Origin of the sequence: Ulvibacter sp. MAR_2010_11, from assembly GCF_002813135.1 — a bacterium.
In the GTDB taxonomy this organism is placed as follows: Bacteria; Bacteroidota; Bacteroidia; order Flavobacteriales; family Flavobacteriaceae; genus Altibacter.
Window position 1 is genome coordinate 174,631 of the sequence record NZ_PHTY01000001.1, and the last position, 25,847, is coordinate 200,477.

26 protein-coding genes are annotated in these 25,847 nt (G+C 40.1%); 9 read left to right on the forward strand and 17 right to left on the reverse strand.

All coding sequences use genetic code 11. The features are described from left to right. Nucleotides 1-7 precede the first annotated feature (7 nt). Together ATE92_RS00865 and ATE92_RS00870 are read left to right on the forward strand one after the other, a co-directional pair. Nucleotides 8-760 carry a DJ-1/PfpI family protein gene (locus tag ATE92_RS00865; RefSeq protein ID WP_100804297.1) on the forward strand — a complete coding sequence of 251 codons (753 nt, stop codon included), beginning with the start codon at nt 8-10 and terminating at the stop codon, nt 758-760. A gap of 47 nt (nt 761-807) precedes the next feature. Then, the gene (locus ATE92_RS00870) at nt 808-1,179 is read left to right on the forward strand and encodes a VOC family protein (protein ID WP_100801906.1); all 372 of its coding nucleotides are present in this window, start codon (nt 808-810) and stop codon (nt 1,177-1,179) included. A 58-nt stretch (nt 1,180-1,237) separates the two neighbouring features. Here ATE92_RS00870 and ATE92_RS00875 read toward each other — a convergent pair whose 3' ends face one another. After that, nucleotides 1,238-1,798, reverse strand: a complete 561-nt coding sequence (locus ATE92_RS00875; RefSeq protein ID WP_100801907.1) for a TlpA disulfide reductase family protein — start codon at nt 1,796-1,798, stop codon at nt 1,238-1,240. Nucleotides 1,799-2,006: 208 nt separating this feature from the next. Here ATE92_RS00875 and ATE92_RS00880 point away from each other — a divergent pair, with 208 nt between their 5' ends. From ATE92_RS00880 to ATE92_RS00895, 4 genes are all read left to right on the forward strand, one after another. Continuing rightward, on the forward strand, nt 2,007-2,675 hold the full coding sequence (locus ATE92_RS00880) for a hypothetical protein (RefSeq protein WP_100801908.1): 669 nt from the start codon (nt 2,007-2,009) through the stop codon (nt 2,673-2,675). A 120-nt stretch (nt 2,676-2,795) separates the two neighbouring features. Then, on the forward strand, nt 2,796-4,157 hold the full coding sequence (locus ATE92_RS00885) for a Gfo/Idh/MocA family protein (RefSeq protein ID WP_100801909.1): 1,362 nt from the start codon (nt 2,796-2,798) through the stop codon (nt 4,155-4,157). Between the two features lie 3 nt (nt 4,158-4,160). Continuing rightward, complete coding sequence (locus ATE92_RS00890) at nt 4,161-5,252, forward strand: mevalonate kinase (protein WP_232729087.1); 1,092 nt, start codon at nt 4,161-4,163, stop codon at nt 5,250-5,252. Nucleotide 5,253: 1 nt separating this feature from the next. Further along, nucleotides 5,254-6,093: a sugar phosphate nucleotidyltransferase gene (locus ATE92_RS00895; RefSeq protein WP_100801910.1), complete on the forward strand. Its 840-nt coding sequence runs from the start codon at nt 5,254-5,256 to the stop codon at nt 6,091-6,093. A 49-nt stretch (nt 6,094-6,142) separates the two neighbouring features. Here the strand turns inward: ATE92_RS00895 and ATE92_RS00900 are convergent, their stop codons facing one another. The 6 genes from ATE92_RS00900 to ATE92_RS00925 all read right to left on the reverse strand — a co-directional run bounded on the left by ATE92_RS00900 (nt 6,143) and on the right by ATE92_RS00925 (nt 14,999). Continuing rightward, nucleotides 6,143-8,410, reverse strand: coding sequence for an aconitate hydratase (locus ATE92_RS00900; protein ID WP_100801911.1), 2,268 nt, complete (start codon nt 8,408-8,410; stop codon nt 6,143-6,145). Between the two features lie 199 nt (nt 8,411-8,609). Next, the gene (locus ATE92_RS00905; RefSeq protein WP_100801912.1) at nt 8,610-9,752 is read right to left on the reverse strand and encodes an acyltransferase; all 1,143 of its coding nucleotides are present in this window, start codon (nt 9,750-9,752) and stop codon (nt 8,610-8,612) included. A 37-nt stretch (nt 9,753-9,789) separates the two neighbouring features. Then, complete coding sequence (locus ATE92_RS00910) at nt 9,790-10,743, reverse strand: MoxR family ATPase (RefSeq protein ID WP_100801913.1); 954 nt, start codon at nt 10,741-10,743, stop codon at nt 9,790-9,792. Nucleotides 10,744-10,757: 14 nt separating this feature from the next. Then, nucleotides 10,758-12,206: a peptidylprolyl isomerase gene (locus ATE92_RS00915; RefSeq protein WP_369819643.1), complete on the reverse strand. Its 1,449-nt coding sequence runs from the start codon at nt 12,204-12,206 to the stop codon at nt 10,758-10,760. Continuing rightward, the gene (locus tag ATE92_RS00920; protein WP_100801915.1) at nt 12,184-13,038 is read right to left on the reverse strand and encodes a peptidylprolyl isomerase; all 855 of its coding nucleotides are present in this window, start codon (nt 13,036-13,038) and stop codon (nt 12,184-12,186) included. Before ATE92_RS00920 ends, ATE92_RS00915 begins: the two co-directional genes overlap by 23 nt. Further along, on the reverse strand, nt 13,038-14,999 hold the full coding sequence (locus ATE92_RS00925; protein WP_100801916.1) for a peptidylprolyl isomerase: 1,962 nt from the start codon (nt 14,997-14,999) through the stop codon (nt 13,038-13,040). Before ATE92_RS00925 ends, ATE92_RS00920 begins: the two co-directional genes overlap by 1 nt. A 231-nt stretch (nt 15,000-15,230) precedes the next feature. Here ATE92_RS00925 and ATE92_RS00930 point away from each other — a divergent pair, with 231 nt between their 5' ends. From ATE92_RS00930 to ATE92_RS00940, 3 genes are all read left to right on the forward strand, one after another. Then, nucleotides 15,231-15,473 (forward strand): hypothetical protein, encoded by a 243-nt coding sequence (locus ATE92_RS00930; protein ID WP_100801917.1) that lies wholly within the window; start codon nt 15,231-15,233, stop codon nt 15,471-15,473. Next, nucleotides 15,470-15,913 carry a DinB family protein gene (locus ATE92_RS00935; RefSeq protein ID WP_100801918.1) on the forward strand — a complete coding sequence of 148 codons (444 nt, stop codon included), beginning with the start codon at nt 15,470-15,472 and terminating at the stop codon, nt 15,911-15,913. Before ATE92_RS00930 ends, ATE92_RS00935 begins: the two co-directional genes overlap by 4 nt. 293 nt (nt 15,914-16,206) lie before the next feature. Next, a complete protein-coding gene (locus ATE92_RS00940) occupies nt 16,207-16,716 on the forward strand; it encodes an OmpH family outer membrane protein (protein ID WP_100801919.1) in 510 nt (169 codons plus the stop codon). 150 nt (nt 16,717-16,866) lie between these two features. Here the strand turns inward: ATE92_RS00940 and ATE92_RS00945 are convergent, their stop codons facing one another. The 10 genes from ATE92_RS00945 to ATE92_RS00990 form a co-directional block, all read right to left on the reverse strand. Then, the gene (locus tag ATE92_RS00945) at nt 16,867-17,193 is read right to left on the reverse strand and encodes a multidrug efflux SMR transporter (protein ID WP_100801920.1); all 327 of its coding nucleotides are present in this window, start codon (nt 17,191-17,193) and stop codon (nt 16,867-16,869) included. Between the two features lie 64 nt (nt 17,194-17,257). Further along, nucleotides 17,258-18,730: an IMP dehydrogenase gene (guaB, locus tag ATE92_RS00950; protein ID WP_100801921.1), complete on the reverse strand. Its 1,473-nt coding sequence runs from the start codon at nt 18,728-18,730 to the stop codon at nt 17,258-17,260. A gap of 79 nt (nt 18,731-18,809) precedes the next feature. Continuing rightward, entirely contained in the window at nt 18,810-19,298 is a 489-nt protein-coding gene (locus ATE92_RS00955) for a hypothetical protein (RefSeq protein WP_100801922.1), read from the reverse strand. Continuing rightward, nucleotides 19,298-19,828, reverse strand: coding sequence for an FMN-binding protein (locus tag ATE92_RS00960; protein ID WP_100801923.1), 531 nt, complete (start codon nt 19,826-19,828; stop codon nt 19,298-19,300). Before ATE92_RS00960 ends, ATE92_RS00955 begins: the two co-directional genes overlap by 1 nt. 99 nt (nt 19,829-19,927) lie before the next feature. After that, nucleotides 19,928-21,103 (reverse strand): hypothetical protein, encoded by a 1,176-nt coding sequence (locus ATE92_RS00965; RefSeq protein WP_100801924.1) that lies wholly within the window; start codon nt 21,101-21,103, stop codon nt 19,928-19,930. Nucleotides 21,104-21,239: 136 nt separating this feature from the next. After that, entirely contained in the window at nt 21,240-21,716 is a 477-nt protein-coding gene (locus tag ATE92_RS00970) for a heme-binding domain-containing protein (RefSeq protein ID WP_100801925.1), read from the reverse strand. A 3-nt stretch (nt 21,717-21,719) separates the two neighbouring features. Further along, nucleotides 21,720-23,258, reverse strand: coding sequence for a bifunctional UDP-sugar hydrolase/5'-nucleotidase (locus ATE92_RS00975; protein WP_100801926.1), 1,539 nt, complete (start codon nt 23,256-23,258; stop codon nt 21,720-21,722). A 1-nt stretch (nt 23,259) separates the two neighbouring features. After that, nucleotides 23,260-24,123 (reverse strand): hydroxymethylglutaryl-CoA lyase, encoded by an 864-nt coding sequence (locus tag ATE92_RS00980; RefSeq protein WP_100801927.1) that lies wholly within the window; start codon nt 24,121-24,123, stop codon nt 23,260-23,262. Nucleotides 24,124-24,186: 63 nt separating this feature from the next. Then, complete coding sequence (locus ATE92_RS00985) at nt 24,187-24,801, reverse strand: LysE family translocator (protein WP_100801928.1); 615 nt, start codon at nt 24,799-24,801, stop codon at nt 24,187-24,189. Next, complete coding sequence (locus ATE92_RS00990; protein ID WP_100801929.1) at nt 24,802-25,830, reverse strand: quinone-dependent dihydroorotate dehydrogenase; 1,029 nt, start codon at nt 25,828-25,830, stop codon at nt 24,802-24,804. Between the last annotated feature and the right edge of the window lie 17 nt (nt 25,831-25,847).

Below are 25,847 nucleotides of genomic sequence, written 5' to 3' on the forward strand. Positions count from 1 at the left end.
TAAAAAAATGAAATGTTTAATTTATAAGAGAACTTTATTGGTGTGGGTGTCTGTAGTGCTTCTAAGCAGCTGCAATTCCAACACCTCAAAATCTGATATCGCAACAGACCCAACCATCGCAAAAGACACCCTAACCCCTCATAAAAAGTCTCTTAAAACAAATTTACCCACAATTGGTCTTTTACTATACGAGGGCGTGCTGACAACAGAAGTTACCGCTACAGCCGATGTTTTTACAAAGCCGACCGAAGATGGGGTACAACTTTTTAATGTAATAACCATCGCTGAAACTAAAAACCCAATAGTTTCTGAAGAAGGGCTCACCTTCCTTGCCGATTATACCTTCGAAGATTGTCCGAAATTAGATGTCCTCTTCGTCCCCAGCGCTTACGATATGTACGCCCAGGTTCACAACGACAAAATTGTAGCATTTATCAGGGAAAAGGACAAAGAGACATCCTATACGGTTAGCAATTGTGCAGGGGCTCAATTAATTGGAGCTTCGGGAATTGCAGACGGCAAGAAAATCGTGACCTGGATTGGCGGTGGAGTGGACCTTCAGAAAGAGTATCCAAATCTGCTCGTACAAAACGATTCGCTGGTAACCTATGTTGAAGATGGTAAATACAGCTCTTCCAACGGAAATCTGGCGAGTTATATTTCGGCATTGAAATTAGTTGAAAAAATGACGAGTCCCGAACATAGAAAATATGTGGAATCGTATTTATATCTCGACCGACTTCAAAACTGGAGAGAATAAAATTATTGTGAATTCTATATTTTTGAATGAACTTAAAATAAAGAAATATGAAATTAGGAGCCTTTTCTATTAGTTTGTCAGTCAAAGATCTCATGGCATCGCGAACATTTTACGAACATCTGGGATTTATCGTTTTTGCAGGAGATGTAAAAATGAATTACCTCATTATGAAAAATGGAAATGCCTTAATTGGATTGTTTCAGGGTATGTTCGACAAGAATATTCTAACCTTCAATCCTGGGTGGGACGAAAATGCAAAAACTCTTGAAAATTTTGACGATGTACGGAAAATTCAGGATCATTTAAAAAGTAAAAAACTGAGGTTAGAACAGGAAGCCGACGAAAACACAACCGGGCCGGCCAGTGTTGTATTGATCGATCCGGATGGCAATCAAATTTTGATTGACCAGCACATTTAACCAGTTTTTTAATAAAGGAACCGGTGAATTTTATGTATGGAGAAGAAATCGCAATGGGTTATTCTGATAGTAATTCGTCAATTAACCTTTTTACCTTTTCTGAATTCCAGTCGGCTGCACCCTCCTTTTCAATGACAATGGCTCCACTTTTCGAAATAAGATAGGTGGTGGGCAAAGCGGTTGTTTGAAGCGGTTGCGGTGCCTGTTGGGGCTCAAAATACACCGGAAAGTTGTATTCCTTTTTCTGTAGAAATTTTTGTACAACTTCAGGTTTCTCGGAGGTGACAAAATAAAAATCTACCGTATTGCCATAGGTATCAAACAATTTCTGAAAGGATGGCATTTCAGCAATACAGGGCGGACACCAGGTAGCCCAAAAATTAATGACACTCACTTTCCCTTCAGATTGCGCAAAATTTACTGTATCTCCAGCTTCATTTATAAGATTCCAGTTGTAATTCTTTACTATTTTTCTGTCTTCTTGGGCAACTTCAGAAGGGCTAAAAGAAATAATTCGTTGTAACGCCACTCTAATTGGGACGCCGGTTTGAGGTATCAAAAACAAGGCAATAACCAATAACAGCCCTATATTTCCCCAATTCTTTCGTAAAAAGTGCATTTTTATTTAAATTTTTTTTCTGACTGAATATAATGTAAATAAACAACGTAACACAACACTAACAAAAGAAACCATCAATTATTTTTTTAACATTTTTCATATGTAACTATTGTGTTTTTAGGCTTTTTATCGGTTTTATTAGCATTTTATAGATTTTTTTATTACATTTAAGTTCTCCCCGAATTTAGTAACCCTAACTCAGTGCGTTATGAATTTGAAAATTATTTACCTGCTAATGTTCTTTTCAACAGCTACTTTTTCTCAAGTAGGAATAGGAACAACTTTCCCAAGTGCAAGTCTTGATATTAACGGAAATCTAAAAATTAGACTCATCCCGGAGGAAGCGCTAGTTAACGATGTAAAGGATTCTGTCCTTGTAGTGAATGGTAACTATGTAAAGAGTATCCCTACTAAAAGCCTTGTGACAGCAGCCTTACCAACAACCATTAAAGGCACTTTCTCTACCACTGGCGCCGTAAACTTATCCCTGCTTAGTGGGGTGCAAACCATCCCTTTTAACGATCTGCATTTCGATGTGAATAACGAATTCAATACAACCACCTATATGTTTACCGCCAAACAAGATGGCATTTATGCGGTGAACGTACATATTGAAGCCGGCAGCAGTATAGGTATTGCTACGAATTTTGGAGTGAGAATTTTAAAAAATGGGACTGTAGAAAGCCGAAACAGCTTTGCAAATGTTGGCGTATTGGGTGTTAATGTTACACCTCCGGTACGAAGTTCACAAACTCTATTGCAATTGTCAACCAACGATACCATAAGTTTTCAAATAGAAGGCGATATTGCACTGGGCTCTGTAAATCTTTTGGGAGCCGATCAAGATAGTTACTTTACAATTCATCAGGTTCGGTAACATATTTCTGCTGAAATATTAAAAGAACCACCTTCCTTACAAGGTGGTTTTTTAGTTTGTTATTTCAACAAATACCCTATTTATTTTTCTAAATTTGTTTGAAACCAATTTATCCCAACCATGAGCTCAAGAAGAGATTTTGTAAAAAAAACAGCCATTCTAGGTACCGGAATAGTACTTGCCCCTCACCTTTCTTTTGGCGCAGCAAGTAATTCGACTAAGGAAATATTGAATGTTGGTCTTATTGGCGTGGGTTTAAGAGGCACCAATCATTTAAACAATGTACTGCTTCGGGACGACGTACATGTGGTGGCGATATGCGATATCGACGAGAGACGAAACGCCATCGCTCTTGAAATGATTTCAAAAGCCGGGCAAAAAAAGCCGAAGGTGTTTAGCGATAGTGAACTTGCTTATAAAAATTTATTAGCCCTTCCCGAAATAGACGCCGTTATCATTTCAACTCCATGGTTGTGGCATGCCCGAATGGCAAAAGACGCAATGATTGCGGGAAAATACACAGGTCTCGAAGTATCTGCCGCCAATACCATGGAAGAGTGCTGGGACTTGGTTAATTTGCACGAACAGACCGGGTCTCACCTGATGATTCTTGAAAATGTATGCTATCGACGAGACATCATGGCGGTGCTTAACATGGTGCGCCAAAATGTTTTTGGTGAGTTATTACACTTCAGATGTGGTTATCAGCATGATTTACGATTTGTAAAATTCAACGACGGTAAGACTGCCTACGGAAAAGGTGTGGAATTTGGTGAAAAAGGAATTTCCGAATCGGCGTGGAGGACGCAACATTCTTTACTTCGCAATGCCGATGTGTATCCAACGCATGGGGTAGGTCCAATCGCTACCATGTGCAATATAAACCGTGGAAACCGTTTTGTTTCTATGACTTCCATGGCTTCAAAAGGGGTAGGATTGCACAACTATATTGTAAAAAACGGAGGCGAAAATCACCCCAACGCCAAACTAAAATTTAAACAAGGTGACATTATTACTTCTATGATTGAAACAGCCAACGGCGAAACCATTATTGTAACCCACGATTGTAACTCACCTCGCCCCTATTCGTTGGGCTTCAGAGTGCAGGGCAATGAAGGTATCTGGGAAGTGGATGGAAACCGAATTTATATTGAAGACAAGGCTGCAAAACCCCATAATTGGGACGAAGCAACGGCTTGGTTGGAACGCTACGACCATCCGTTATGGCAAAAATATGGTGAAAAGGCTATGGGAGCGGGTCATGGAGGGATGGACTTCTTTGTAATTCACGCCTTTGTGGAATCGGCCAAACGCAATATTGCACCTCCTTTAGATGTGTACGATGCAGCGGCCTGGAGTGCTATTACCCCTCTTTCTGAAACTTCTATTGCAAACAACGGAGAACCACAGGATTTCCCCGATTTTACTCGTGGTAACTGGGTAAAAAGACAGCCCTACAACTGGATAAAAGACACCTACTAGGTTGTGATTGCTTCGGAAAAAGAATTCATACATATTCAAACGCCCGGCAGGATTTGTCTGTTTGGGGATCATCAGGATTATTTGGGGCTTCCTGTAATTGCATGTGCCATTAACAGACATATTCATCTAAAAGCCGAAGTCAATTCAGAAAAAAAATTCAGAATCCTCCTTCCCGACATTCAAGAAGAGCGAATTATTCCAATTACCGAAACATTGGAAGCATTACATGCCAGAGATTATTTTGCCTCCGCCTTGCGGGTAGTTAAACGAGTTGGTTGTATTCCCGGTCGAGGATACAACATTTCTATTTCGGGGAATATCCCAATAAATTCGGGTGTTTCCAGTTCTTCTGCCTTAGTTGTGGCATGGATTCATTTTTTACTGAAAGCCTTTGGTGCAAATCAATCCATAACAGATCAATTCATTGCGAAATTAGCGCATGAGGCTGAAGTTCTCGAACATGGAGAACCCGGTGGAAAAATGGATCAGTACACCATAAGCATTGGAGATATTGTCTATATTGAAACAGGTGATGACTTCAATCTTCAGAAAATAGGAACCGAATTGGAAGGAATGATTTTAGCCGACTCGGGCGTGCAAAAGAGGACCTTGGGTGTGCTTTCCGAAGCAAAAGAAAAGGCGCTAAAAGCCATTGAATATGTGCAAAATCACATTGAGACCTTCGAGCTTTCAAAGGTGCGACTTGCTGAAGTCCCTGCATACGCAATTTTCATCCCCGAAGAATTACAAACTTATTTTTATGCAGCGGTGCGAAATCACATGCTCACGCAAAAAGCCTTATTAGAATTTGAAAAAGCAAATCTGAATTTGAAGAAATTAGGTGAGTTAATGACCCAACATCATACAGTTTTAAAAGATAAATTACATACTACGGTCCCAAAAATTGACGCAATGATTGAAGCGGCTTTGCAGGCGGGAGCCTACGGTGCCAAAATAGTAGGCTCCGGAGGCGGCGGAAGCATTGTAGTACTTGCACCAAAAGAGAAGGAATTACACATTTGCAATGCATTATTGAAGGCAGGTGCGAAAGCGGCCTATCCGGTTTCGGTTGCCAAGGGCTCACTTGAACTATAATATGGAACATACACTCGTCATACTTGCAGCAGGAGCCTCTTCCAGAATGAAAAAGTCGGTCGATGCCCCTCTCGCTACAAATGAATCAAATTCAGGAAGCAAGGCGCTTATTCAGTTTGGGAAAGACAACAGACCCTTTTTAGATTACTTACTTCTAAATGCCCAAAAAGCCGGGTATCGCGACATTATTTTAGTAATTGGCAAGAATTCTCAAGGCTTTATCACTTATTACGAAAACAATGCTTCGTTTAGAGAATTGAACATTTCATTCGCAACACAAGCCATCCCTACAAATCGAGTAAAACCCTTGGGCACTGCCGATGCTGTCCTTCAGGCAATGGAACAGTTCTTAGAATTACAAAAGGAAATATTTTCGGTGTGTAATGCAGATAATTTATATTCGGTATCGGCCTTGAGTGACCTTCAAAAATCAACTGCTTCAAATGCTTTTATAAGTTACGATCGCGGCGGACTTGATTTTTCGGCAGAGCGAGTAACATCGTTTGCATTGGTAAGTTTGGATTCTGAAAATTATTTATTGGATATCATTGAAAAACCAGGAGCTGATGAAGTTTCCAACTTTAAAGATCGCACCGGAAAACTGAGAGTGAGCATGAATTTATGGAAGCTGAACGGTTCACAAATGTATTGGTATCTAAAAGATTGTCCGTTACATCCTCAACGGGACGAAAAGGAGCTGCCAACCGCTATTCTGAATATGGTAAAAGAGAATCCGAGATCGGTTTTGGGTATTCCCAGAAAGGAACACGTACCCGATTTAACTTCGAAAGAGGATATTGCCATTCTGAAAAAATACATTGAAGCTCATTTTCCGGAATAAAAAAACTCCTGCAGAACAGGAGTTTATCTTTTATAAAATAGTGTGCTACTTATGAAGCATTTTGAATCTTGATAAGATTCAAAGCAGAACCTTCTCGATACCATAGAATTTGTGCCTCATTATAGGTATGGTTTGCCATGATGGTGTCTTTAGTACCGTCCTTATGCACCACCTCGATAGTTAAGGGCTTATTGGGCGCAAAAGAAGCTATATCGACAAAGTTAAAGGTATCATCCTCCTGAATCTTATCGTAATCGGCTTCGTTGGCAAATGTAAGGCCTAACATTCCCTGCTTCTTTAAATTAGTTTCATGGATACGTGCAAACGATTTCACCAACACGGCTGCTACACCTAAAAATCGGGGTTGCATGGCTGCGTGTTCACGGGAAGAACCTTCTCCGTAGTTATGATCTCCCACCACAATGGTTTTAATTCCCGCCTTCTTGTATTCGCGTTGTACATCGGGTACTCCGCCGTACTCACCATCCAACTGATTTTTTACAAAATTCGTTTTCTTGTTAAAGGCATTCACCGCACCGATGAGTGTATTGTTGGCTATATTGTCCAAATGACCTCTGTATCGCAACCATGGACCCGCCATGGAGATATGATCGGTTGTACATTTTCCAAAGGCTTTAATTAGCAATTTGGCGCCCATAAGCTCGGAATCTTTAATAGGAACGAAGGGCTCGAGTAATTGAAGTCTTTCGGAAGTAGTGCTCACTTTCACGCTTATTCTACTACCATCTGCCACGGGCTCCAAATAACCGGCATCTTCTACTTCAAAACCTTTGGGTGGTAATTCGATACCTCTGGGGATGTCCAGTTTTACCATTTCACCATCTTCGTTTAATAAGCTATCGTTCATAGGATCGAAATCTAATCTCCCGGAGATCGCAATTGCAGCCACCATTTCGGGGGAACCTACAAAGGCATGGGTATTTGGGTTTCCATCGGCTCTTTTTGAAAAGTTTCGGTTAAAGGAATGTACAATGGTATTTTTTTCATCTCCCTTACGATCGCTTCGGTCCCACTGACCAATACAAGGTCCGCAGGCATTTGTAAATACGGTGGCGCCTAAGTTTTCGAACACATCCAATAATCCGTCGCGTTCGGCTGTAAAGCGAATTTGTTCCGATCCCGGATTGATTCCGAAGTCACTTTTCGGCTTTAATTTTTTATCGATTGCCTGTTGTGCGATAGAAGCGGCACGCGTAAGATCCTCGTAAGAAGAGTTTGTACAAGAACCAATAAGTCCCCAGTCTACTTTTATAGGCCAGTCGTTTGCTTTTGCTTTTTCTCCCAATTGTCCAACCGGAGTTGCCAAATCGGGTGTAAAAGGTCCGTTAAGATGTGGGCGTAGTTCGGATAGGTTGATTTCAATTACCTGATCGAAATAGGCTTCAGGATTTGCGTAAACCTCATCGTCACCTGTAAGATAAGGTCTTATTTTATTGGCTTCATCGGCAATTTCGGCTCTATCGGTCGCACGTAAGAAACGCTCCATGGCGTCGTCATATCCAAACGTTGAAGTGGTCGCACCAATTTCGGCACCCATATTACAAATTGTTCCTTTTCCTGTACAAGAAAGGTTCTTAGCTCCCGGTCCGAAGTATTCGACGATGGCTCCGGTTCCTCCTTTTACTGTAAGAATTCCGGCTACTTTTAAAATAACATCCTTGGACGCCGTCCAGCCGCTGAGTTCTCCTGTTAATTTTACTCCAATCAATTTCGGAAATTTCAATTCCCATGGCATTCCCGCCATTACGTCCACAGCATCAGCTCCCCCTACTCCTACGGCAACCATTCCCAAACCTCCTGCATTTACTGTATGCGAATCGGTTCCAATCATCATTCCGCCGGGGAAGGCGTAATTTTCTAATACCACTTGGTGAATAATCCCTGCTCCCGGCTTCCAGAAGCCAATTCCGTATTTATTGGAAACAGATTCCAGAAAATCAAATACCTCATTACTGGTTTCATTGGCGCGTTTCAAATCTAGCGCTGCGCCTTGTTTCGCCTGAATTAAGTGATCACAATGCACGGTGGTAGGCACGGCTACTTTGGTCTTTCCTGCCTGCATAAACTGCAACAGGGCCATTTGGGCTGTAGCATCCTGACATGCAATTCGGTCCGGCGCGAAATCGACATAATCCTTACCTCGGGTAAAAGCTTTGTTAGGCATTCCGTCCCATAAGTGATTGTATAGTATTTTTTCGGAAAGTGTGAGGGGTTTACCCACTACTTCACGCGCTTTATCTACTCGTTCTGCCATTTGAGAGTAGACCTTTTTTATCATGTCAATGTCGAAAGCCATAGTGTTATTTTTTTGTTTAAGAATAGTACACCTAAGTCCTGCTTCGGTGCGGAACGCAAAATTACAAAATTTTACAGCAATTTAAAAATGTTTAACAAAATACCTGTTTCATTGCTTATAATCTGTTAAATATCAATATTTATTGAATTAAATTATCAATTATTCAATTATCTATAGTAGATATTATTAAATTCTAAATTTAATTTCTTCCTAATAACCGTTTTAGTTTTGGGGAATCCCGCAAATCGGTGACAGGTTTTTCAAAATACACATACAAGAGGTAAGAAAGTAGAATGGTGATACCCCAATATAAAAAGGTGTAGGCCCAAAGTTCGAAACCTCTTAATGCTTCCGAAGGGAAAATCACCTTCATGGTATGTAAAATGATGGTATAATGCAGTAAATAAAGAGAATAGGAAATAAGACTGATGGTCGTTAAGAATTTGCTCCAAATTTTAGACTGAATCTCCATTACGGTGAGATGGGGAATTAAACAGGCTATTGCGAACGAATTAAGTGGCAAATACAGTACAATCATAAAAAACGGATCGTCCTGCACTGTGATACCAATAAAGGTTCTGAAAATATGTAAAATAACAATGATAAAAAGTCCCAGCCAAAGCAGCTGCATTTTGTATTTTAAGAGCAGTTCCATCCTTTTATTATACACATAGCGGAGCAAAAATCCATAGTAGACTACATCCAATCTGTAAATAAGTACCTTTCTAATATTTTCATTCCAGTCTACGATATCGGTAAGTGTATGGTTATAATAGAAATGTATTTTGGTGGCTGTAAAACACAGAATGATAAAAATGGTTACTATAAGATATAATGCATCTCTGTTTTTCTTCGGAAAAAATTTCACTCCCAATAACATCAATACAGGACCAATTATATAGGAAAATTGTTCTACCGCCAAACTCCAGGACACTCTGTAAAAAGGCAGAGAGGGTTCAGAAAAATTTTGAATGTAAATAAAGTATTTGTAGAGTTTTTCGGGGAGTTCGCCATAGACGAAGAACCAAACACCTACATTGACCAGCAAGAGGAAATAATAATTAGGAAAGGTTCTGAACCACCGTCGAAAAAGGAATGTCTTTACATTCTGAAAGGAATAATCGGGGGCATTAATTTCTCTGAGTATAATTTTCCCGATTAGAAATCCGCTGATTATAAAAAATACCTCCACTCCTATTGTGCCACTAAGACGCATGGCAGCTTCAATAACTTTGGGGTAGTGATCGCTAATCCAGAGGGTGTGCGCAAAGAGTACTAACAAAATAGCCGTGGTTCGGGCCAGGTCTAAACCTATATTTCGCTTTTTATTGCTGATATTCATTTACTGAATAGTTTTACAGCAGATGAAGTTACTAAAATTAAAACAAGCTCTTAATAATTTCTTCGATACTAAGCCCTTCGGCTTCGGCTTTGTAGTTTTTTATAAGTCTGTGGCGTAGTATTCCGGTTGCCACTTTTTGTACATCCGCAATATCCGGTGAAAATTTTCCATGCAAGGCTGCATGAGATTTAGCACCTAATATCAGGTTTTGAGATGCTCTGGGACCTGCTCCCCAGTCGATATAATTTTTAACTATTTCGGGGGCTGCCTGACTCTTAGGTCTGGTTTTACCCACTAATGTTACTGCGTATTCTACAACATTATCGGCTACAGGGACTCTTCGAATAAGTTGTTGGTACCTGATAATTTCTTCGGAAGTAAACAACGGATTGACTGTTGCGGTATCTCCTGAGGTTGTTGTTTTTACCACTTCCACTTCTTCCGAAAAAGACGGGTAATCCAGATTGATAGCGAACATAAAACGGTCCAACTGTGCTTCCGGTAACGGATACGTCCCTTCCTGTTCGATAGGGTTTTGGGTCGCCAACACAAAGTAGGGCAAATCCAACTTATAATGATTTCCGGCTACAGTAACTGCGCGTTCCTGCATAGCTTCCAACAAGGCTGCCTGAGTTTTAGGAGGTGTACGGTTAATTTCATCTGCCAAAATAATATTAGCGAAGATGGGGCCTTTAATAAATTTGAATTCACGATTCTGGTCTAAAATTTCGGAACCCAAAATATCACTCGGCATCAAATCTGGAGTAAACTGAATGCGTTTAAATTTAAGCCCTAAGGCTTCGGCCACTGTATTTACCAGTAAGGTCTTTGCCAATCCCGGAACACCTATAAGTAAGGCATGTCCGCCCGAAAAGATAGAAAGCAGCACCTGTTCTACTACCTCATCCTGACCCACAATTACTTTCTTAATTTCCTGCCGTAGGGCTTCGTGTTTTGATACTAATTGTGTTACTGCTGCTACGTCTGACATAGGTATTCTGTTATTTATTTTTTAAGCCAATTATTGGTAAATTCACACTCCTTATAGTCGTCATTTACATTAACGTAAGTTTCTTTTATTTTTTTCTCCTGCCAAATACCTATTGCTTTAATTTGCTTTTCTTTTAGGGCTAATTCTTTAATTTTTTCGTAATCTTTTACATAATCGGAAGGATGTTCTTCGTAGCGATTGGTAACCGTTAGAATTTTAAAATTACTTTTTCCGGTACGGTCTCTGTCTGTATATACCTTTGAAATTTCACCCTCCTTTAAGTTGTAAACTTGTGCACTGAGGGTAGGATCCATTTTGGTTAGGTCGAAACGAGTATCTCCGGTAACGGGGTTTACTAATTGTCCGCCGTTGTTTCGTGTTTCTACCTCATCGGAATAGGTACTTGCAGCTTCGGCAAAGGTAATTTCTCCGCTTGTAATTTGCTGTCTCAGTTTATCTACTTTCTCTCTGGCTTCATCGATGGTGGTCTGTGAGACTTCCGGAAATAAGAGAACGTGACGCACATCTACTTCCTGACCTCTAATTTTTTCAACATATAAAATATGCCAACCGAATTCGGTTTCGAACGGTTCACTCACTTCCCCTTCCAAAAGAGAAAACGCCTGATCTTTAAATTCTTTGGCAAACGAGGAATTTCTTCTTATTCCGGTAATTAATCCTCCCTTAGATGCCGAACCCGGATCTTTGGAGTACAATACTGCCTTGGTGGCGAAGCTGGCATCGTTGTCCATTACATCGGCGCGAAACTGATTTAATCGTGCTATAACTCTTTGTTTGGCTTCTTCGGTAATTTCGGGCTCTATCACAATTTGAGCCACCTCAACTTCGGCACTAAATACCGGACGATCCTCATCGGGAATTGAATAGAAAAACTCACGAACTTCTTCGGGAGTAACTTCTACGTTCTCAACAACAGTCCGTTGCATTTCACTTGCCAAGCGTAAAGTTTTGTTGACTTCAAACAGGTCTTTTCGCAATTCAGCTATATCGTCTTTTCGATAATAACTGGCAACCTTCTCTTCACTTCCCAGCTCACTGATCATATATTGTAATTGCTGCTCGATTTGCGAGTTTATTTCGGCATCGGGCACCATGATACTGTCTATTTTTGCATGATGCGCATACAATTTATCTTCCAGTAGTTTTCCAAACAGCTGACATCTGGTGATACCATCGGTAGAAATACCTTGAGAGTCAAGTTCCAAATAACTTTTATCGATATCACTGTCTAAAACAACATATTCCCCTACCACGGCACTTACGCCTTCGGCTTTATACCTTTTAAACGGCAATACAGTATCTGTAGTTACTACGGTTTCCATTAACTGGTTGTTACTTTTCGCAACACCGGTACTGTCTACAACCACCACTTCCTGTGCAGTGAGTGCAATACTTACCAGGAATAGTAAGGCAAGAAGACTAGTTTTTTGTATAGATTTCAAAGTTCTTATTTTTAATAGCATCTTTTGTAATATCTGTTTCCAGTTTTTTTATTAATTCCAGCTTCCGTTTATTGAGAATAATCTGTTTTATGGTAGGTTCGATATGCGAAAGGGGTGCGATATCATTAGGTTTTAGAATATCCTGAATTTTCACCAAATATACTCCTAATGAATCTTGTAATTGTGTAAAATTAGATTTTTTTAACACTTGTTCACTATTCGCACTTATAACCGGGAGAGTGTTTAAAAGGGCTTCCTTTTTTACCCAAATAGAATCGTTAAAATTGAATTCCTTAAACTGAATACTAAGCGTGTTTAATTCGGTTTTGTCTTTTTGGTTAAACCGATCCAATAACTGTCTTGCTTTAGCCAGGTTTGTATAGTTTTCAGCTACGTGAATGTATCTCACTTTAAGCAGCTCGTCGTTGAGTTTAAAATTATTCTTGTTCAGCTCGTAAAATTCCAAAAGATCACTTTTTGAAACAGTACTGTCTAATTGCTGAGAGACGACCGCACTCTTATAGGCTTCGGTGTACAGGTCGTTTTTATATTCCTGAACCAATTTGTCGTAGGCTGCAAGTTTCTCTTCAGAAAGGTTAATTCTCGCCTGATTAATTAGCAGCTTTTGAGTTGCCCAGCGATTGATGTAGTTATTGACAATTAGGGTGCTGTCCTCTTCCGAAGTAGTTTCAGAAATTAACGCTTTGATATCTTCTTCATACAAATAACTGTCGTTCGCCCTTGCAATAGGAACCTTTTCGGAATCCCGCGTAAAATAATCGCATGAAACCAAAAACCCACCACAAAAAAAGAAGACAATTAGTTTTCGCATTAAGAATTTAGTTCTTTAATTACTTTTTTTAATTCCTTTTTATTCACTTCTACTTTGTGTTTTTCGTGCAACTCCTGCATCCATGTTTTTTCCAGATAATTCTGGTAATCACTCAACACTTTACCCCTTACCTCTTCAAAGGTTTTTTCGGAAGGAGGTATTAGTTTCCGAACATTGATAATTTTAAACGATTGGTCTACCTCATAAACCGGGGAAATACCTTTAACCGCTTCAAAGTTTTCGGGCAGCACGTTTTGCCCTATTTCGAAGATACCATCCGAAACAATCACATTTACAGAAGCATCTGTATTGAATTGTTGTTTAATCTCTTCTCCTGTCTTACCTTCAGTTAATAACGCCCGAACTTGCTTTGCAATTGTGTTGCTCGAAGTTGAAACAACTACAGCATCCACACGATCTTTCCACATGTATTGATCCTTCCTCGTATTGTAATATTTCATTAGGCCAATTGTATCGTTTTTAGCCTTGTTCCAAACATTTTTGTTCATAACTTCAAAAATGAGCAAACCATCGCGGTATTCCGAAACAACAGCGGCATATTCTTCACTTTCGAATTCCAATCTATATTTGAAGTAATTCTTCAGCTCTAAGGTTTCAAATTCGTCGTAGATACCACTAATTAAACCTTCTTTTGTTTTATAAACATCGGCCTTTAATTGACGCTCTGAAATATAATTGGCAAAATCCGAGTAATTCAATTCCCGATCGCCAATGGTAAAAATCACCTTATCTTGTGCGGATGTTAAAGTATCCATCTTCCATTTTCGTTGTAACACCTCATCTCCAAGATATCCCATAAAGAAAGTTTTAAAATCTCCCTTTTGTGTAAAGCGGTACTTTTCCTTGATTTTTTTATTTACTTTATTCGTAACTACTTTGGAGCGTGCCGGATCCTGGACTCTTCGCAACAAGGTTTCCATTTGCTCGACATAGGTTTGCATGGGATGGATTTCCTCCATTCGAATAATGTGCCATCCAAAGCTTGACTTTATGGGTTTGGACAATTCGCCCGGCTTTGTAAGTTGGTAGGCTGCTTCTTCAAACTCGATGGTTCGCAAATCGCCTTTGGTAAATTTAGGGAGACGACCACCCACTTTTCCTGTAGCTTTATCATCGGAATATTGTTTCGCCAAACTTTCAAATGACTCTCCTTGCTGAATTAGGGCGTAAATTTCATTGATTCGCTCTTCCGGGTCGAAGGTGCCGGTAGAATCGGGTTTGTCTGAAATCATAATATGTGAAACCGAAATATGAGGAGCTCTTTTTCTTCGGTCATGTACTTTAATAATATGGTATCCGAATTGGGTTCTCACAATATCAGAAATTTCGCCGACCGGAGTCTTATACGCCTCTGTTTCGAATGGATATACAAGATAAAAAACTGAAAAATAGCCTAATTTTCCGCCGCGATCATTTGCTGAAGGCTCTTCCGAAGTTTCCTTCGCCAAGGCTGTAAAATCTTCGCCCTTTAAAGCTCTGTCACGAATACGCTTAATTTTGTTGTAGGCTTTCAGCGTATCTTGAGGCAGATCGTCATAACCGGATAAAACCAGAATATGCGATGCATCAATTTCTTCTAAGCCACGCTCATACGCCTCTCTAGCAAGGTCTTCGGTTACCTTATCTTCAAATAAATAATTACGGGACAATTGCTCCTCATATTGGGAGAATTCCTTTTTGTAAGTAGCATCCTTATGAAGCTTTTGGGCATAGGCTTCAGCAATTTTAAGTTTATAATCGATAAAAAGGTCCAAATAACTCTCTACATTTTTTTGAGACTCGTCTTTTACAAGATCAAGGTTTTTCTTGTACACACGTTTGAATTCTGAAGTGTAGACCGGCTTATCATTCACCGTTAGTAAAATATCTTTTTTATGTTGCGCTATCGCGGAAATTGTAAAAAGAAACCCGAAAAAAAGAAATGATAAATTTTTATACATTTTATAACTTGAATTAAATAAGATTTTGGCAAAAATAACAAAAAGCTATCGTTACGCAAGTGTGTTTAGAATAACGTTTTCACTAAGGGATTAGTGCCTTGTTGTGTCGATACTTTAAATCAAAAAATATGTAACTTGCAGTAGTGTTTGCCTTTTTAAAAAACGACCTATGAACCACCTACGGGATTTTAATAATTTTACCGAAAATGGAGTTTCGGAAACCGAAAGCAAATGACGGAGCGCATAAAACTAATATGGGACTTCCGAGGTCCTAATGCCGAGCCTATTGCTACTCACCACGCAAAGCATTTAGGGGAGTTTGCCGCAACCGAGAATTTGCAACACTCCCTTACCGGGGTTGAAAAATTATCTGAGTTGCATCACATTGCTTACCTGGTGGTAGAAAAGGAATTCATGAATTCCTTACGAGAAACTTTAAAACCACATCGAGGACAAGTTTATACAGACGTATGAAAGATTTTTTTAAAGATAAATTTCAGTACAATTTTGAAAGCAACAAACGGTTAATTGATTGTATTGAGAATCTCCCCGCCGCGTATACCGAACATGCACAAACGCTTATTTGTCATATTTTAAATGCGCATTCAGTTTGGAACAGTCGAATTATGGGCAAAACTACTTCTCGAGGTGTTTGGGATAACTATCCAATTGAAGTACTTAGTCCTTTGAATAAAGAGCATCTTGCCGATAGTCTTGAAATTTTAAAAAATAAAAATCTCAATGATCTTATTCAGTACACAAATACAAAGGGTGAAACATATCAGAACACTGTTCATGATATATTGTATCATATAATCAATCACAGCACCTATCACAGAGGACAATTAATGAGTGAATTAAAGCAAAACGGAGTGATGCCTGTAAGCACCGATTATATCTTTTTTAAACGATAAAACTATTCTTTAATAAATCTTTGCGCACTTTTCCCGTCGTGGTGAATTAATTTTTGTTTCTACATTTTCAAAATAAATGTTGAACACATTCTTGTATGCCCGATCACCTTAAATGGCGATAACTTCGAATTTACTGTCCGGAACAGAAAACATTTGCCCGGAGTACGCACTGTTATTAAAATTCCGTTGCAAGAATCCTGAGCGATTTACAGGCCTGCTTAATTTCAATATAGAATTCCTTCAGAATAAGAAAATTACCTTAATTTTGTGCCCTCATTAAAATTTAAAAAATTATGAAACTAGTAAAATTAGTATTCTTATTTATTTCTGTTACAGCATTTTCCCAATCTAAAGTGGGAACGATCGATGTCGATTTCGTTTTATCGAAAATGCCCGAATTACCTGCGCTTCAGAAGCAAATAGAAGACTACGGAAAGCAATTGGATGTAGATTTCAACAAAAAAATGGAGGTGTACAACGCCTTGGTGACTGCCTATACTGCAGAAGAGCAGGGTCTTACCATAGCTCAGAAAAAGACAAAACAGGATGAGATTTTAAAAGCCGAAGATGAAGTAAATCTGTTTCAACAAAACGGTACAAAATTGCTGAATATAAGACGAGATGAATTGGTGCGTCCCTTGTATCAAAAAATAGGAGTTTCACTGGAAAAAATTGCCAAAGCCGAAGCGTTTACGCAGGTTTTGGAACTGGACGAACGGGTAGTCTATGTAGATCACAATTACGATCTTACCATAAAAGTTTTGGCAGATCTCGGCATCTCCATTGAAGAGAAAAAAGAATAATTTTAAGGTATAAAAGCTTTTAGGAAGCACCAATTATCTCAAATAATTTGGTGCTTCTTTTGTTATGATAACTTCCTGCGGATTGAAGCTGTGATGATTTTTACAGGTGGTTGTTTGAAGGTTTTCCTTATGGTTGAATTCATTTTTAAATCAGTGCGAAACTAATTTAAGTCCTACTATAGAAATTATCAAAGTTGTGATAAAAAATAATCTCCAAAATGTAGCGGGCTCTTTAAATACCAATATTCCAACAAGCACTGTTCCCACAGCACCGATTCCTGTCCATACTGCATAAGCAGTGCCTATTGGTAGATGCTGTGTAACTTTTATTAGAAGTAACATGCTAATTGCTAAACAAATCAAAAACCCGATATACCAATACGTGGTGTCAATCCCTGTTGCATCTTTAGCTTTTCCAAGACAAAACGCAAATGCCACTTCAAATAGTCCCGCTATGATTAATAAAAACCAATTCATTCTAAATTTGGGTTCTTTTTATATACTGTGTTTCTGCGTTATATCAGCCTTTGAAAAGAGCGCGTTATCTCGAATAATTTGGGGCTTCTTTTGTTATGGTTACATCGTGCGGATGACTTTCGTGTATCCCCGAAGCTGTAATTTTAATGAACTTTCCGGTCTCTTTCAATGTTTCAATATCTTTGGAGCCGCAGTATCCCATTCCGGCGCGTAAACCGCCAATAAACTGAGTCATACTTTCCACCAAATCTCCTTTGTACGGTACACGACCTACAATTCCTTCAGGTACTAATTTTTTAATATCGTCTTCTACATCCTGAAAATATCGGTCTTTAGAACCTTGCTTCATAGCCTCGACGGAGCCCATTCCTCTATACGATTTAAACTTTCGGCCTTCGTAAATGATGGTTTCTCCGGGAGATTCTTTGGTTCCGGCCAGTAAGGAACCCAACATCACGCTGTCGGCTCCTGCCGCAATAGCTTTGGGAATATCACCAGTATATCTAATTCCGCCATCTGCAATTACAGGAACGCCACTACCTTTTATGGCAGCAGCAACTTCTATCACTGCTGAAAACTGCGGAAATCCAACGCCTGCAACAACACGGGTAGTACAGATTGAACCCGGTCCTATCCCTACCTTAACCGCATCGGCTCCGGCCTTTACCAAATATTTAGCGGCTTCGGCTGTTGCAATGTTTCCAACAACCACATCCAGTTCGGGGAATTTCTTTTTAACGGCCTTTAATACACTTACTACTCCTTTGGTATGACCGTGTGCTGTATCGATGATGACAGCATCAACCTGTGCATTGACCAAAGCTTCGGCGCGCTCTACGGCATCTCCCGTTACTCCTAAGGCAGCGGCAACACGTAGACGACCAAATTTATCCTTATTTGCCGTTGGCTTTTGAGTGAGTTTTGTGATATCACGGAAGGTAATTAAGCCTAAAAGCATCCCTTTTTCGTTAACGACAGGAAGTTTTTCTATTTTGTTTTTCTGAAGTATGAGTTCAGCCTGTTCCAAGGAAGTTCCCTGGGCTACGGTCACCAAATTTTCGGAAGTCATCACCTCACTTAAGGGGCGTTTTGGATTCTTTTCGAAGCGTAAATCTCTGTTGGTGACAATTCCAATAAGTTTGCCCTTACTGTCGGTAATAGGAATTCCTCCAATGCTGTATTCGCGCATGGTGCTTTGAGCATCTCCAACGGTGGCTGTTTTTGGTAAGGTCACCGGATCCTGTATCATCCCGCTTTCGGCACGTTTTACTTTCCGAACCTCAGCAGCCTGTTGCTCGATGGACATGTTTTTATGCAAAACACCAATGCCACCTTCACGAGCCATCGCAATAGCCATAGCGCTTTCGGTGACGGTATCCATCGCGGCGGAAACAATGGGAACATTGAGGGTGATATTTCGGCTGAATTTGGTTTCTATGGAAACTTCGCGGGGTAATACTTCAGAATAGGCAGGCACTAAAAGTACGTCGTCGTAAGTTAAGCCTTCTCCAAGAATTTTGTCGTTGTGTGCAGTCATTGCAATTAAAATTAACTTCCGAAGTACCGAAAGTGGTTACTGTTTAATTGCGTGCAAATATACTACAATTAGTTGAGATTTATTGTTTTTTAAATAACTGAATCAAAACCGCTCCGGCTCCTATTATAAAAGAGATCGTCATGAGGGTTCCCGAAACCATTACCACATATTTCATCCATAAAATTCCTTTCCACATCAAATAAATTCCTCCAAAGGTGAAGAGGATCGAAAAGAAGGGCTCGATCATTAAAAAAGCCTTGAGTTTTACCGGGAGTGACGTGATGGCAATCAAGCCACCCAGCAAGAAAAATATAAAGGAAATCGATAATATATGGGTGTGTAAAATGGTGAGCATTTCACGCTCGCCTTTTTCAAATTTCATAACACTTACGTCTTCTTCTGCTTCATTCCCCAAATAATTTTCTTCAATCCCACTAGGGGTATCCGATTCGGTTTGTCGTACAAATAATAAGCCGGTGATATAGCCTATACTTAACACCACAACAAAGGCCGCAATAAATATTTTTACATGCTTCGGAAAGGTTTGAAGAAGGCCGTGTAGTTGCATTACAATACGTTTCGTTTTTGAAGCATGGCAATACTTTGCAACAATTCGTTCATGGCTTTGGTCATAGAGCGCACCGAGATAGTGGCACCGCTTATTGGAATGATATCGTCGTTGTATTTCAGTTCTTTTGAAGCCGGAGAGACACCATCAAACTGCTGTAACCAACGTCGACTGCTAATCTCGCCACCGTATTCTTCACGATATATTAATACCTTGCTTTTGGTGATAATTAAATTGGTATCGAACAACACCAGATAATCAAAGGTGGCAGTTTTACTGGGGGCGTTTCCTATATAGCCGTAGCCTAAAAATTGTCCGTTACTCCTAATTTTAAATAGGTTTCCGTCGCCAAACTCAGATGCGGTAAGTGAATTGATATCCTTCGGAACAGCAATTATTTCCTTTTGAATTTTTTCAATTTCGTAAAACTTCATGATTTCCTTATCTGCTTTTTTCAATACCGCTGATGGAATTGTAAATGCAGTAGAGACTACCGTTAGTATCAAAATAAAAAATAGTTGCTTCAACATGCTGCAAAGGTATTTAACTTAAATGATTCAAAATAAAAAAAAGACCAAAACCTCCTGTAAAAACAGGAGGCTTCTTGGCTAACTAACACTTATGGTTGTTTAAAACCATACTCCAATTCCAAAGTTTAATTGGTCGGCAACATCGCCGCCTTCTACTTTATTGTCTTTAAACTGATAATCTCCTTTAACCACAACGCCGGGAGCAATATGATAGCTTAAACCGGTTGTGATATCGGTGCGATTATAGGCATCGTTGGCTACCAAAATACCGTCCGTTTTGGCATGAGTATCGTAGTTCTCATATCGCGCAAAAGCGAATAATTTTTGTTTTGCGGAAAGTGGTAACAAATTGTAGGCCACTTCTCCATAGTAACCCATCAAGGCACTTCCCAAATCTTTACCGGTAAGGTTGTTGTAATCTTCGGTATCGTTTAAGGAAGCATAAATAAATTCGCCGCGAGCAGTGAATTTTCGGAAGGCATAACGCACGTCGAAACCAACCATACTAACGCCAATACTACTTCCGTCCAGGTCTTCAATTTCATCTTCGGCCTGGGTCTTTCCGAAATATCCCGCCAATCCGAAACGGAGACCGGGGATACCGTAGTAATCTAATTTTGCGGAAATATTTGGCGTATCTACGGTAGACTGAATTCCTTTTTGGCGTCCGCCGCGTAAACCACTGCTTCCGCTTAGAGCACCGTTTGCACCACCTTCTCCATCGGCGGTAGCCGATTTAAAGCCGTTGAAAATATAGGCCTGATATCCCAAAGATGCTTCCGGAAAACGCCCGCTTACCCCTACACCAATTTCTCTCCATGTTGTGGGAATAATGTTGCTGTCTACTCCGGGTCTTTCTGTCCCGTTAAAGGTGGTCGGTTCGTGGTATTCGTTGATAATTCCCATGGGAATCAACATCAATCCTCCGCGAAGGTTTACGTTGTCACTTACGGCATAGTTTATAAAAGCCTGCTCCACAAAAACTTCTTCTACGTGTTCAATTTCTATTTCGGAAACAAACTGTGTTTTTTCGTCGAATTTATAACCCAAAAGCAACACCAAACGCTGAACATCCAGTTCGCCGTTGTCGCCTTCCGGCTGATTGTAAGTAATCTCGCCATAAGCACCAATGGTCACCGCTTTTCCGTAGTTTCCGGAAAGAATGCGCTGTGCCGAATTTTGTTGAAGATCGTTGATTGCGGTAGAATCTTGTGCCGTCTGAGCAAAAGAAAAAGATGTAATAAATAAAGCTGATAGGATAGCTAGTTTTTTCATGTATTTTTATTTAGACTGAATATAAATAGATTAGTTTTTCAGCCGCAAAAATAAAATCAAAAATAGAATCTTCCAAGCTTATTTAGATTTAATTTAAATAAAAATGCAAAGAATTTTCCAGCAGTCTAATTTAGAATTATTTAGACATTATATTTAACTGCCCCTTGTATTGCAGTCGTGCCACCGTTGCCCATTGAATTAAAAGAATTTTTTCGTCTTCGTCCAAATCCCCGTGAATCCAGGTATACGAATCCAAGGGCATTACCCCTTCCTGCACTTTTTCAATGACTTCTTCGAGCTTATGATCTTTCTTCTTCACGGAGTAGTCGGCCCAGGCCGAAACATTAAACTCTCCTCTTCCGTGTCGTATATGATCCTCCAGATAAAAGGAAAAGGGTGCTATTTCGGCATACCAGGGATATTGGGTGTGATTACTATGACAATCGTAGCAGTTTTCCTTTAAAATAGCAGCAACCTGTACCGAAGGTTTGGTTTCATTTTCGAAAGCCATAACAGATTCGTACCCGTCATTATTTCGTTCAGGGCGTATAAACTGGATGGCGATAAATGCAAGGAGTGCAAGTATCAAGATAAGTTTTATTACTTTTTTCATCGGTTACTTCTTTAGGGATTTCAAATATAAAATTACAGCTTTCCTAATATCATAGGCGGGTTCAGTTTTTAAAGGCTCGTATACTTTTAAAACGCCTTCATTTTCAGGTGTTAAAAACGGAATATCGTAACCTTTCAGTAAAAAATCACTAAAAGCCACTGTATATGTTTCCTCCTGCTGAATAGGTACTCCGCCGATCATCCAGCGTCCCCGTGTGCCTTCCCTAAAATTATAACGCTGCAAATAAGCTCCCGTACCTCCCCTGGCTTTGCCATAATCCAAAACTCTTATCAATAAGTCGCCCGTAACATCCGCTTTTACCACACTGCCTCCAAAGGGTAGCACCCTGAAAATATCCAGGCTGGTTACATCCCCCTCCAAAACATCATCCAATCTAATTGAACCTCCGTTGACTAGAGCCGCGTCTACGTTTTCATTAAACGACAAGGCCATGGCATGCGTAAGAATGTCACCCAAATTGGTTTGTACACCGCGATTGGCACTATCGGTACCATCCAACGGCGGATTCGCATAATAAATCACCTCATTGGGATCTGAAATCACTTGCTTGATATTATTGTCCAGAATGGCATTCCATCGATCCACAATGGCTTTTACCTCAGGCTTGGAAGCAATGCGATCGTCAATTGGAAAAAGTTGAGAATCTATTTTCAACTCTTTGGTTGAAGTGTTATAGGTAAGTGTATGAATATATATGGTTTTGGCATTGGCATCGGCTTTAACAATAGTAGCAGTTTCGGTGGGAACCAACATATTGTTGTGTTCGTGTCCGCCCATGATAAATTTGAGCTCCGGAAGCTGCTTTGAAAGCTGTTTGTCCTGCGCAAGGGTAAGATGTGTCAATCCGATTACCACATCGCTTTTGGATTTTAAAACACCATACGCCCGCCCTGCTTCCGAAAAAACATCTCCGTAGTACACAAAGTCCTGCGGATTGGAATCAATGGTGACACTAAAGAAGCCTAAGTTTAGCTGTGTTCCGTCAGCATCGGTTAACGCAAGGGAATAGGTGTCTTTTACAGGTACATTTCCTATGTCCTTCTGAAGGGAAAAGGGAATTGTCCCATCTTCGGTTACATGGCGAACATTGGCCGAAGTCCATGGAAAGTTAGATTCATTCAATCGCTTCTGAAGCGCTTCTTCTCCCACATCAAATTCGTGATTTCCGAAGGTTACCAAATCGAAATTCATGGCATTCATCACCTCGATCATTTGTTTCCCGGCGATGCGTTCTCCCTCGTATTTAAGGGTTCCTATGAGTGACGGATTCAAAAAATCTCCCGCCATAAAAAGTAAGGTATTCGGATTTACTTTTGCAATAGAATCCCGTACATGAGCCACACGGGCCATTCCGCCATACTTCCCATTATTTAACGGAGCAACCTCGTACACATCGTTTACCTGGATGAGCTTGACAGTTATAAATCCGTCGTCTTTTTTGCTTTGGGTAACCTTCTGTTTGGGCTTACAGCCAATTAGAAGGAGACCTATTAAAAATGTAAGAAGTAGATGTTGCTTCATGTTAATGGTATTTGGTGAATATTTTAGTAGCCTGATTGTGCGCGCTCTCAAACGCCATGGGCTGCACTCCGCTTTCTACCTTTTCGGTGGTGAAGTAGCTCAGCATTTTTTCGGTGGGCATATTCCCTGTTAACTCATCCTTGGCCATGGGACAGCCTCCAAATCCTTGGATGGCACCGTCAAATCTTCGGCAACCTGCCTTGTAAGCAGCGTCTATCTTTTCATGCCAGGCGGTAGGCGTTGTATGTAAATGTGCCCCGAATTCTATATGAGAATACTTTGGGATTAGGTTTGAAAATAAATAGGTAATAATATCGGGCGTGGAACTTCCCACCGTATCGCTTAATGATAATATTTTCACGCCCATCCCGGATAATTTTTCGGTCCACTCACCTACTATCTCCACATTCCAGGGATCGCCATAGGGATTTCCAAAACCCATGGACAAATAAGCGACAACTTCTTTATTATTTGCTTCGGCAAGCTGTAGGATTTCTTTGAGTATTTCGATGGATTGTGCAATGGTTTTGTGGGTGTTCCGCATCTGAAAGTTTTCAGAAATGGAAAAAGGATAGCCCAAATAATTAATCTGAGAATGTTGCACTGCCTCTTCGGCACCGCGAACGTTTGCGACAATAGCTAATAACTTACTGGTGGTTTCTGAAAGATCCAACTGCGACAAGACTTTAGCTGTATCCTGCATCTGTGGAATTGCTTTGGGAGATACAAAACTTCCGAAGTCGATGGTATCGAACCCACAGCGCAAAAGTGACTGTATGTATTGTACCTTTTCTTCGGTGGGAATCCAGTCCTTAATGCCCTGCATGGCATCTCTGGGACATTCTATAAGTTTTACATTTTGCATTAAGGTAAAGATATAAATTCCTAGGAAGGAAGGAATCCTTAAATCTGAAAATTCAAGTGATTTTTATGGAATTAAAATATAAACGGCAATTCCAATAAAAACAACTATCTGAAGCCATTTCAAAACTACTCCAACCCATTTCCGTTGGTTTAAAAACCTTGAAATACTGCCGGCCAATAGCGCAATGGTGCTAAAGGTTATAAACGAAACAATCATAAACGTTATTCCCAACGCATAAAACTGAAACACGGTATTTCCGGAAGGATCCCATAAAAAAGCAGGAAAAAAGGCCAGAAAGAAGATCATCACCTTCGGATTTACCAGATTCATAAAGACGCCTATTTTAAACAACTCCCAATTCGACTTTTTGGGAGCATTTTCAGAAAAAGAAACCGTTGCATCACTTTTAAACACCGAATAGGCCAAATACAAGAGGTAAAGCGCGCCCAAAACTTTTATTGCGTAAAATATAGTTTCGGAAGCGGTAATCAAGGCAGAAACTCCAAACGCCAGTAAAGTAGTATGCACGATGCATCCACTTATAAGCCCTGCGGTTGTTGCAATTCCGCTTTTGCTTCCGTTGACCAGTGATTGTGTAAGTACATAAATATTATCGGGTCCCGGAGACAAGGCCAATGCCAGTGTTGCAAGTACAAATAAATAGAGGCTTTCGAGCATTTAGATTTGTTTCAGTAGCGCTTTATTGATCGCGCCAATCAAGGCAGGACCTTCATAGATAAAACCTGTATACAATTGCACCAGACTTGCCCCGGCTTCCATTTTTTCGAGTGCGTCTGCTGCACTGTGAATTCCTCCCACTCCAATAATTGGGAAGGCTTTGTTACTCTTTTGTGACAGAAATCTGATTACTTCGGTGGAACGATGTGTAAGTGGTTTTCCGCTTAAGCCTCCTGTTTCTTCCTTCTTTTCGGAAGTGAGCCCTTCTCTGGAAATAGTAGTATTAGTAGCAATCACGCCGTCTATTTTTGTTTCTGAAACGATATCGATAATATCCAGCAATTGCTCATTGGTAAGATCGGGCGCAATTTTCAATAAGATGGGTTTGCGTTTTGTCTTTGCATTGTTTTTTTGCTGAAGTGTATTCAACAAGGCAGTCAACGGTGCCTTATCCTGAAGCTCTCTGAGATTGGGCGTATTGGGTGAACTTACGTTTACAACAAAGTAATCCACATAATCGAAAAGGGCTTCAAAACAAATCACATAATCGTTTACAGCCTCTTCATTAGGCGTCACCTTATTTTTACCGATGTTACCTCCTATGAGTACATGTCCTTTTCCTTTCGGATTTGCCTTTAAGCATTCCACCGCTTCGGCAACACCACCATTATTAAATCCCATGCGATTGATCAATGCCGAATCACTTTCGAGTCGGAATAATCTTTTTTTCGGATTTCCCGGCTGTGGTTTGGGCGTTACTGTACCAATTTCAATAAATCCAAAGCCGAAAGTGGACAGTTCTTTGTACAGTTTTGCATCCTTGTCGAAACCTGCTGCCAGTCCCACGGGATTCGGAAATTGTAATCCGAATAGATTTCGTTCTAATTTGGTGTTTTTAACAGCATACATGCCTCGGAAGAGTCCTCCAAATCCCAGGTTACACAGCAAACGAATTAAGGAAAAGGTAAAGTGATGAATTTTTTCGGGATCGAAAAGATACAGAATAGGACGAATAATTGCTTTGTACATGCGCTTCAAAAATCTTT

Excerpts from the sequence above, each read along its gene's own strand:
- ATE92_RS00865 (WP_100804297.1), top strand. The coding sequence starts at position 8 with ATGAAATGTTTAATTTATAAGAGAACTTTATTGGTGTGGGTGTCTGTA.
- ATE92_RS00870 (WP_100801906.1), top strand. The coding sequence starts at position 808 with ATGAAATTAGGAGCCTTTTCTATTAGTTTGTCAGTCAAAGATCTCATG.
- ATE92_RS00875 (WP_100801907.1), bottom strand. The coding sequence starts at position 1,798 with ATGCACTTTTTACGAAAGAATTGGGGAAATATAGGGCTGTTATTGGTT.
- ATE92_RS00880 (WP_100801908.1), top strand. The coding sequence starts at position 2,007 with ATGAATTTGAAAATTATTTACCTGCTAATGTTCTTTTCAACAGCTACT.
- ATE92_RS00885 (WP_100801909.1), top strand. The coding sequence starts at position 2,796 with ATGAGCTCAAGAAGAGATTTTGTAAAAAAAACAGCCATTCTAGGTACC.
- ATE92_RS00895 (WP_100801910.1), top strand. The coding sequence starts at position 5,254 with ATGGAACATACACTCGTCATACTTGCAGCAGGAGCCTCTTCCAGAATG.
- ATE92_RS00900 (WP_100801911.1), bottom strand. The coding sequence starts at position 8,410 with ATGGCTTTCGACATTGACATGATAAAAAAGGTCTACTCTCAAATGGCA.
- ATE92_RS00905 (WP_100801912.1), bottom strand. The coding sequence starts at position 9,752 with ATGAATATCAGCAATAAAAAGCGAAATATAGGTTTAGACCTGGCCCGA.
- ATE92_RS00910 (WP_100801913.1), bottom strand. The coding sequence starts at position 10,743 with ATGTCAGACGTAGCAGCAGTAACACAATTAGTATCAAAACACGAAGCC.
- ATE92_RS00920 (WP_100801915.1), bottom strand. The coding sequence starts at position 13,038 with ATGCGAAAACTAATTGTCTTCTTTTTTTGTGGTGGGTTTTTGGTTTCA.
- ATE92_RS00925 (WP_100801916.1), bottom strand. The coding sequence starts at position 14,999 with ATGTATAAAAATTTATCATTTCTTTTTTTCGGGTTTCTTTTTACAATT.
- ATE92_RS00930 (WP_100801917.1), top strand. The coding sequence starts at position 15,231 with ATGACGGAGCGCATAAAACTAATATGGGACTTCCGAGGTCCTAATGCC.
- ATE92_RS00935 (WP_100801918.1), top strand. The coding sequence starts at position 15,470 with ATGAAAGATTTTTTTAAAGATAAATTTCAGTACAATTTTGAAAGCAAC.
- ATE92_RS00940 (WP_100801919.1), top strand. The coding sequence starts at position 16,207 with ATGAAACTAGTAAAATTAGTATTCTTATTTATTTCTGTTACAGCATTT.
- ATE92_RS00945 (WP_100801920.1), bottom strand. The coding sequence starts at position 17,193 with ATGAATTGGTTTTTATTAATCATAGCGGGACTATTTGAAGTGGCATTT.
- guaB (WP_100801921.1), bottom strand. The coding sequence starts at position 18,730 with ATGACTGCACACAACGACAAAATTCTTGGAGAAGGCTTAACTTACGAC.
- ATE92_RS00955 (WP_100801922.1), bottom strand. The coding sequence starts at position 19,298 with ATGCAACTACACGGCCTTCTTCAAACCTTTCCGAAGCATGTAAAAATA.
- ATE92_RS00960 (WP_100801923.1), bottom strand. The coding sequence starts at position 19,828 with ATGTTGAAGCAACTATTTTTTATTTTGATACTAACGGTAGTCTCTACT.
- ATE92_RS00965 (WP_100801924.1), bottom strand. The coding sequence starts at position 21,103 with ATGAAAAAACTAGCTATCCTATCAGCTTTATTTATTACATCTTTTTCT.
- ATE92_RS00970 (WP_100801925.1), bottom strand. The coding sequence starts at position 21,716 with ATGAAAAAAGTAATAAAACTTATCTTGATACTTGCACTCCTTGCATTT.
- ATE92_RS00975 (WP_100801926.1), bottom strand. The coding sequence starts at position 23,258 with ATGAAGCAACATCTACTTCTTACATTTTTAATAGGTCTCCTTCTAATT.
- ATE92_RS00980 (WP_100801927.1), bottom strand. The coding sequence starts at position 24,123 with ATGCAAAATGTAAAACTTATAGAATGTCCCAGAGATGCCATGCAGGGC.
- ATE92_RS00985 (WP_100801928.1), bottom strand. The coding sequence starts at position 24,801 with ATGCTCGAAAGCCTCTATTTATTTGTACTTGCAACACTGGCATTGGCC.
- ATE92_RS00990 (WP_100801929.1), bottom strand. The coding sequence starts at position 25,830 with ATGTACAAAGCAATTATTCGTCCTATTCTGTATCTTTTCGATCCCGAA.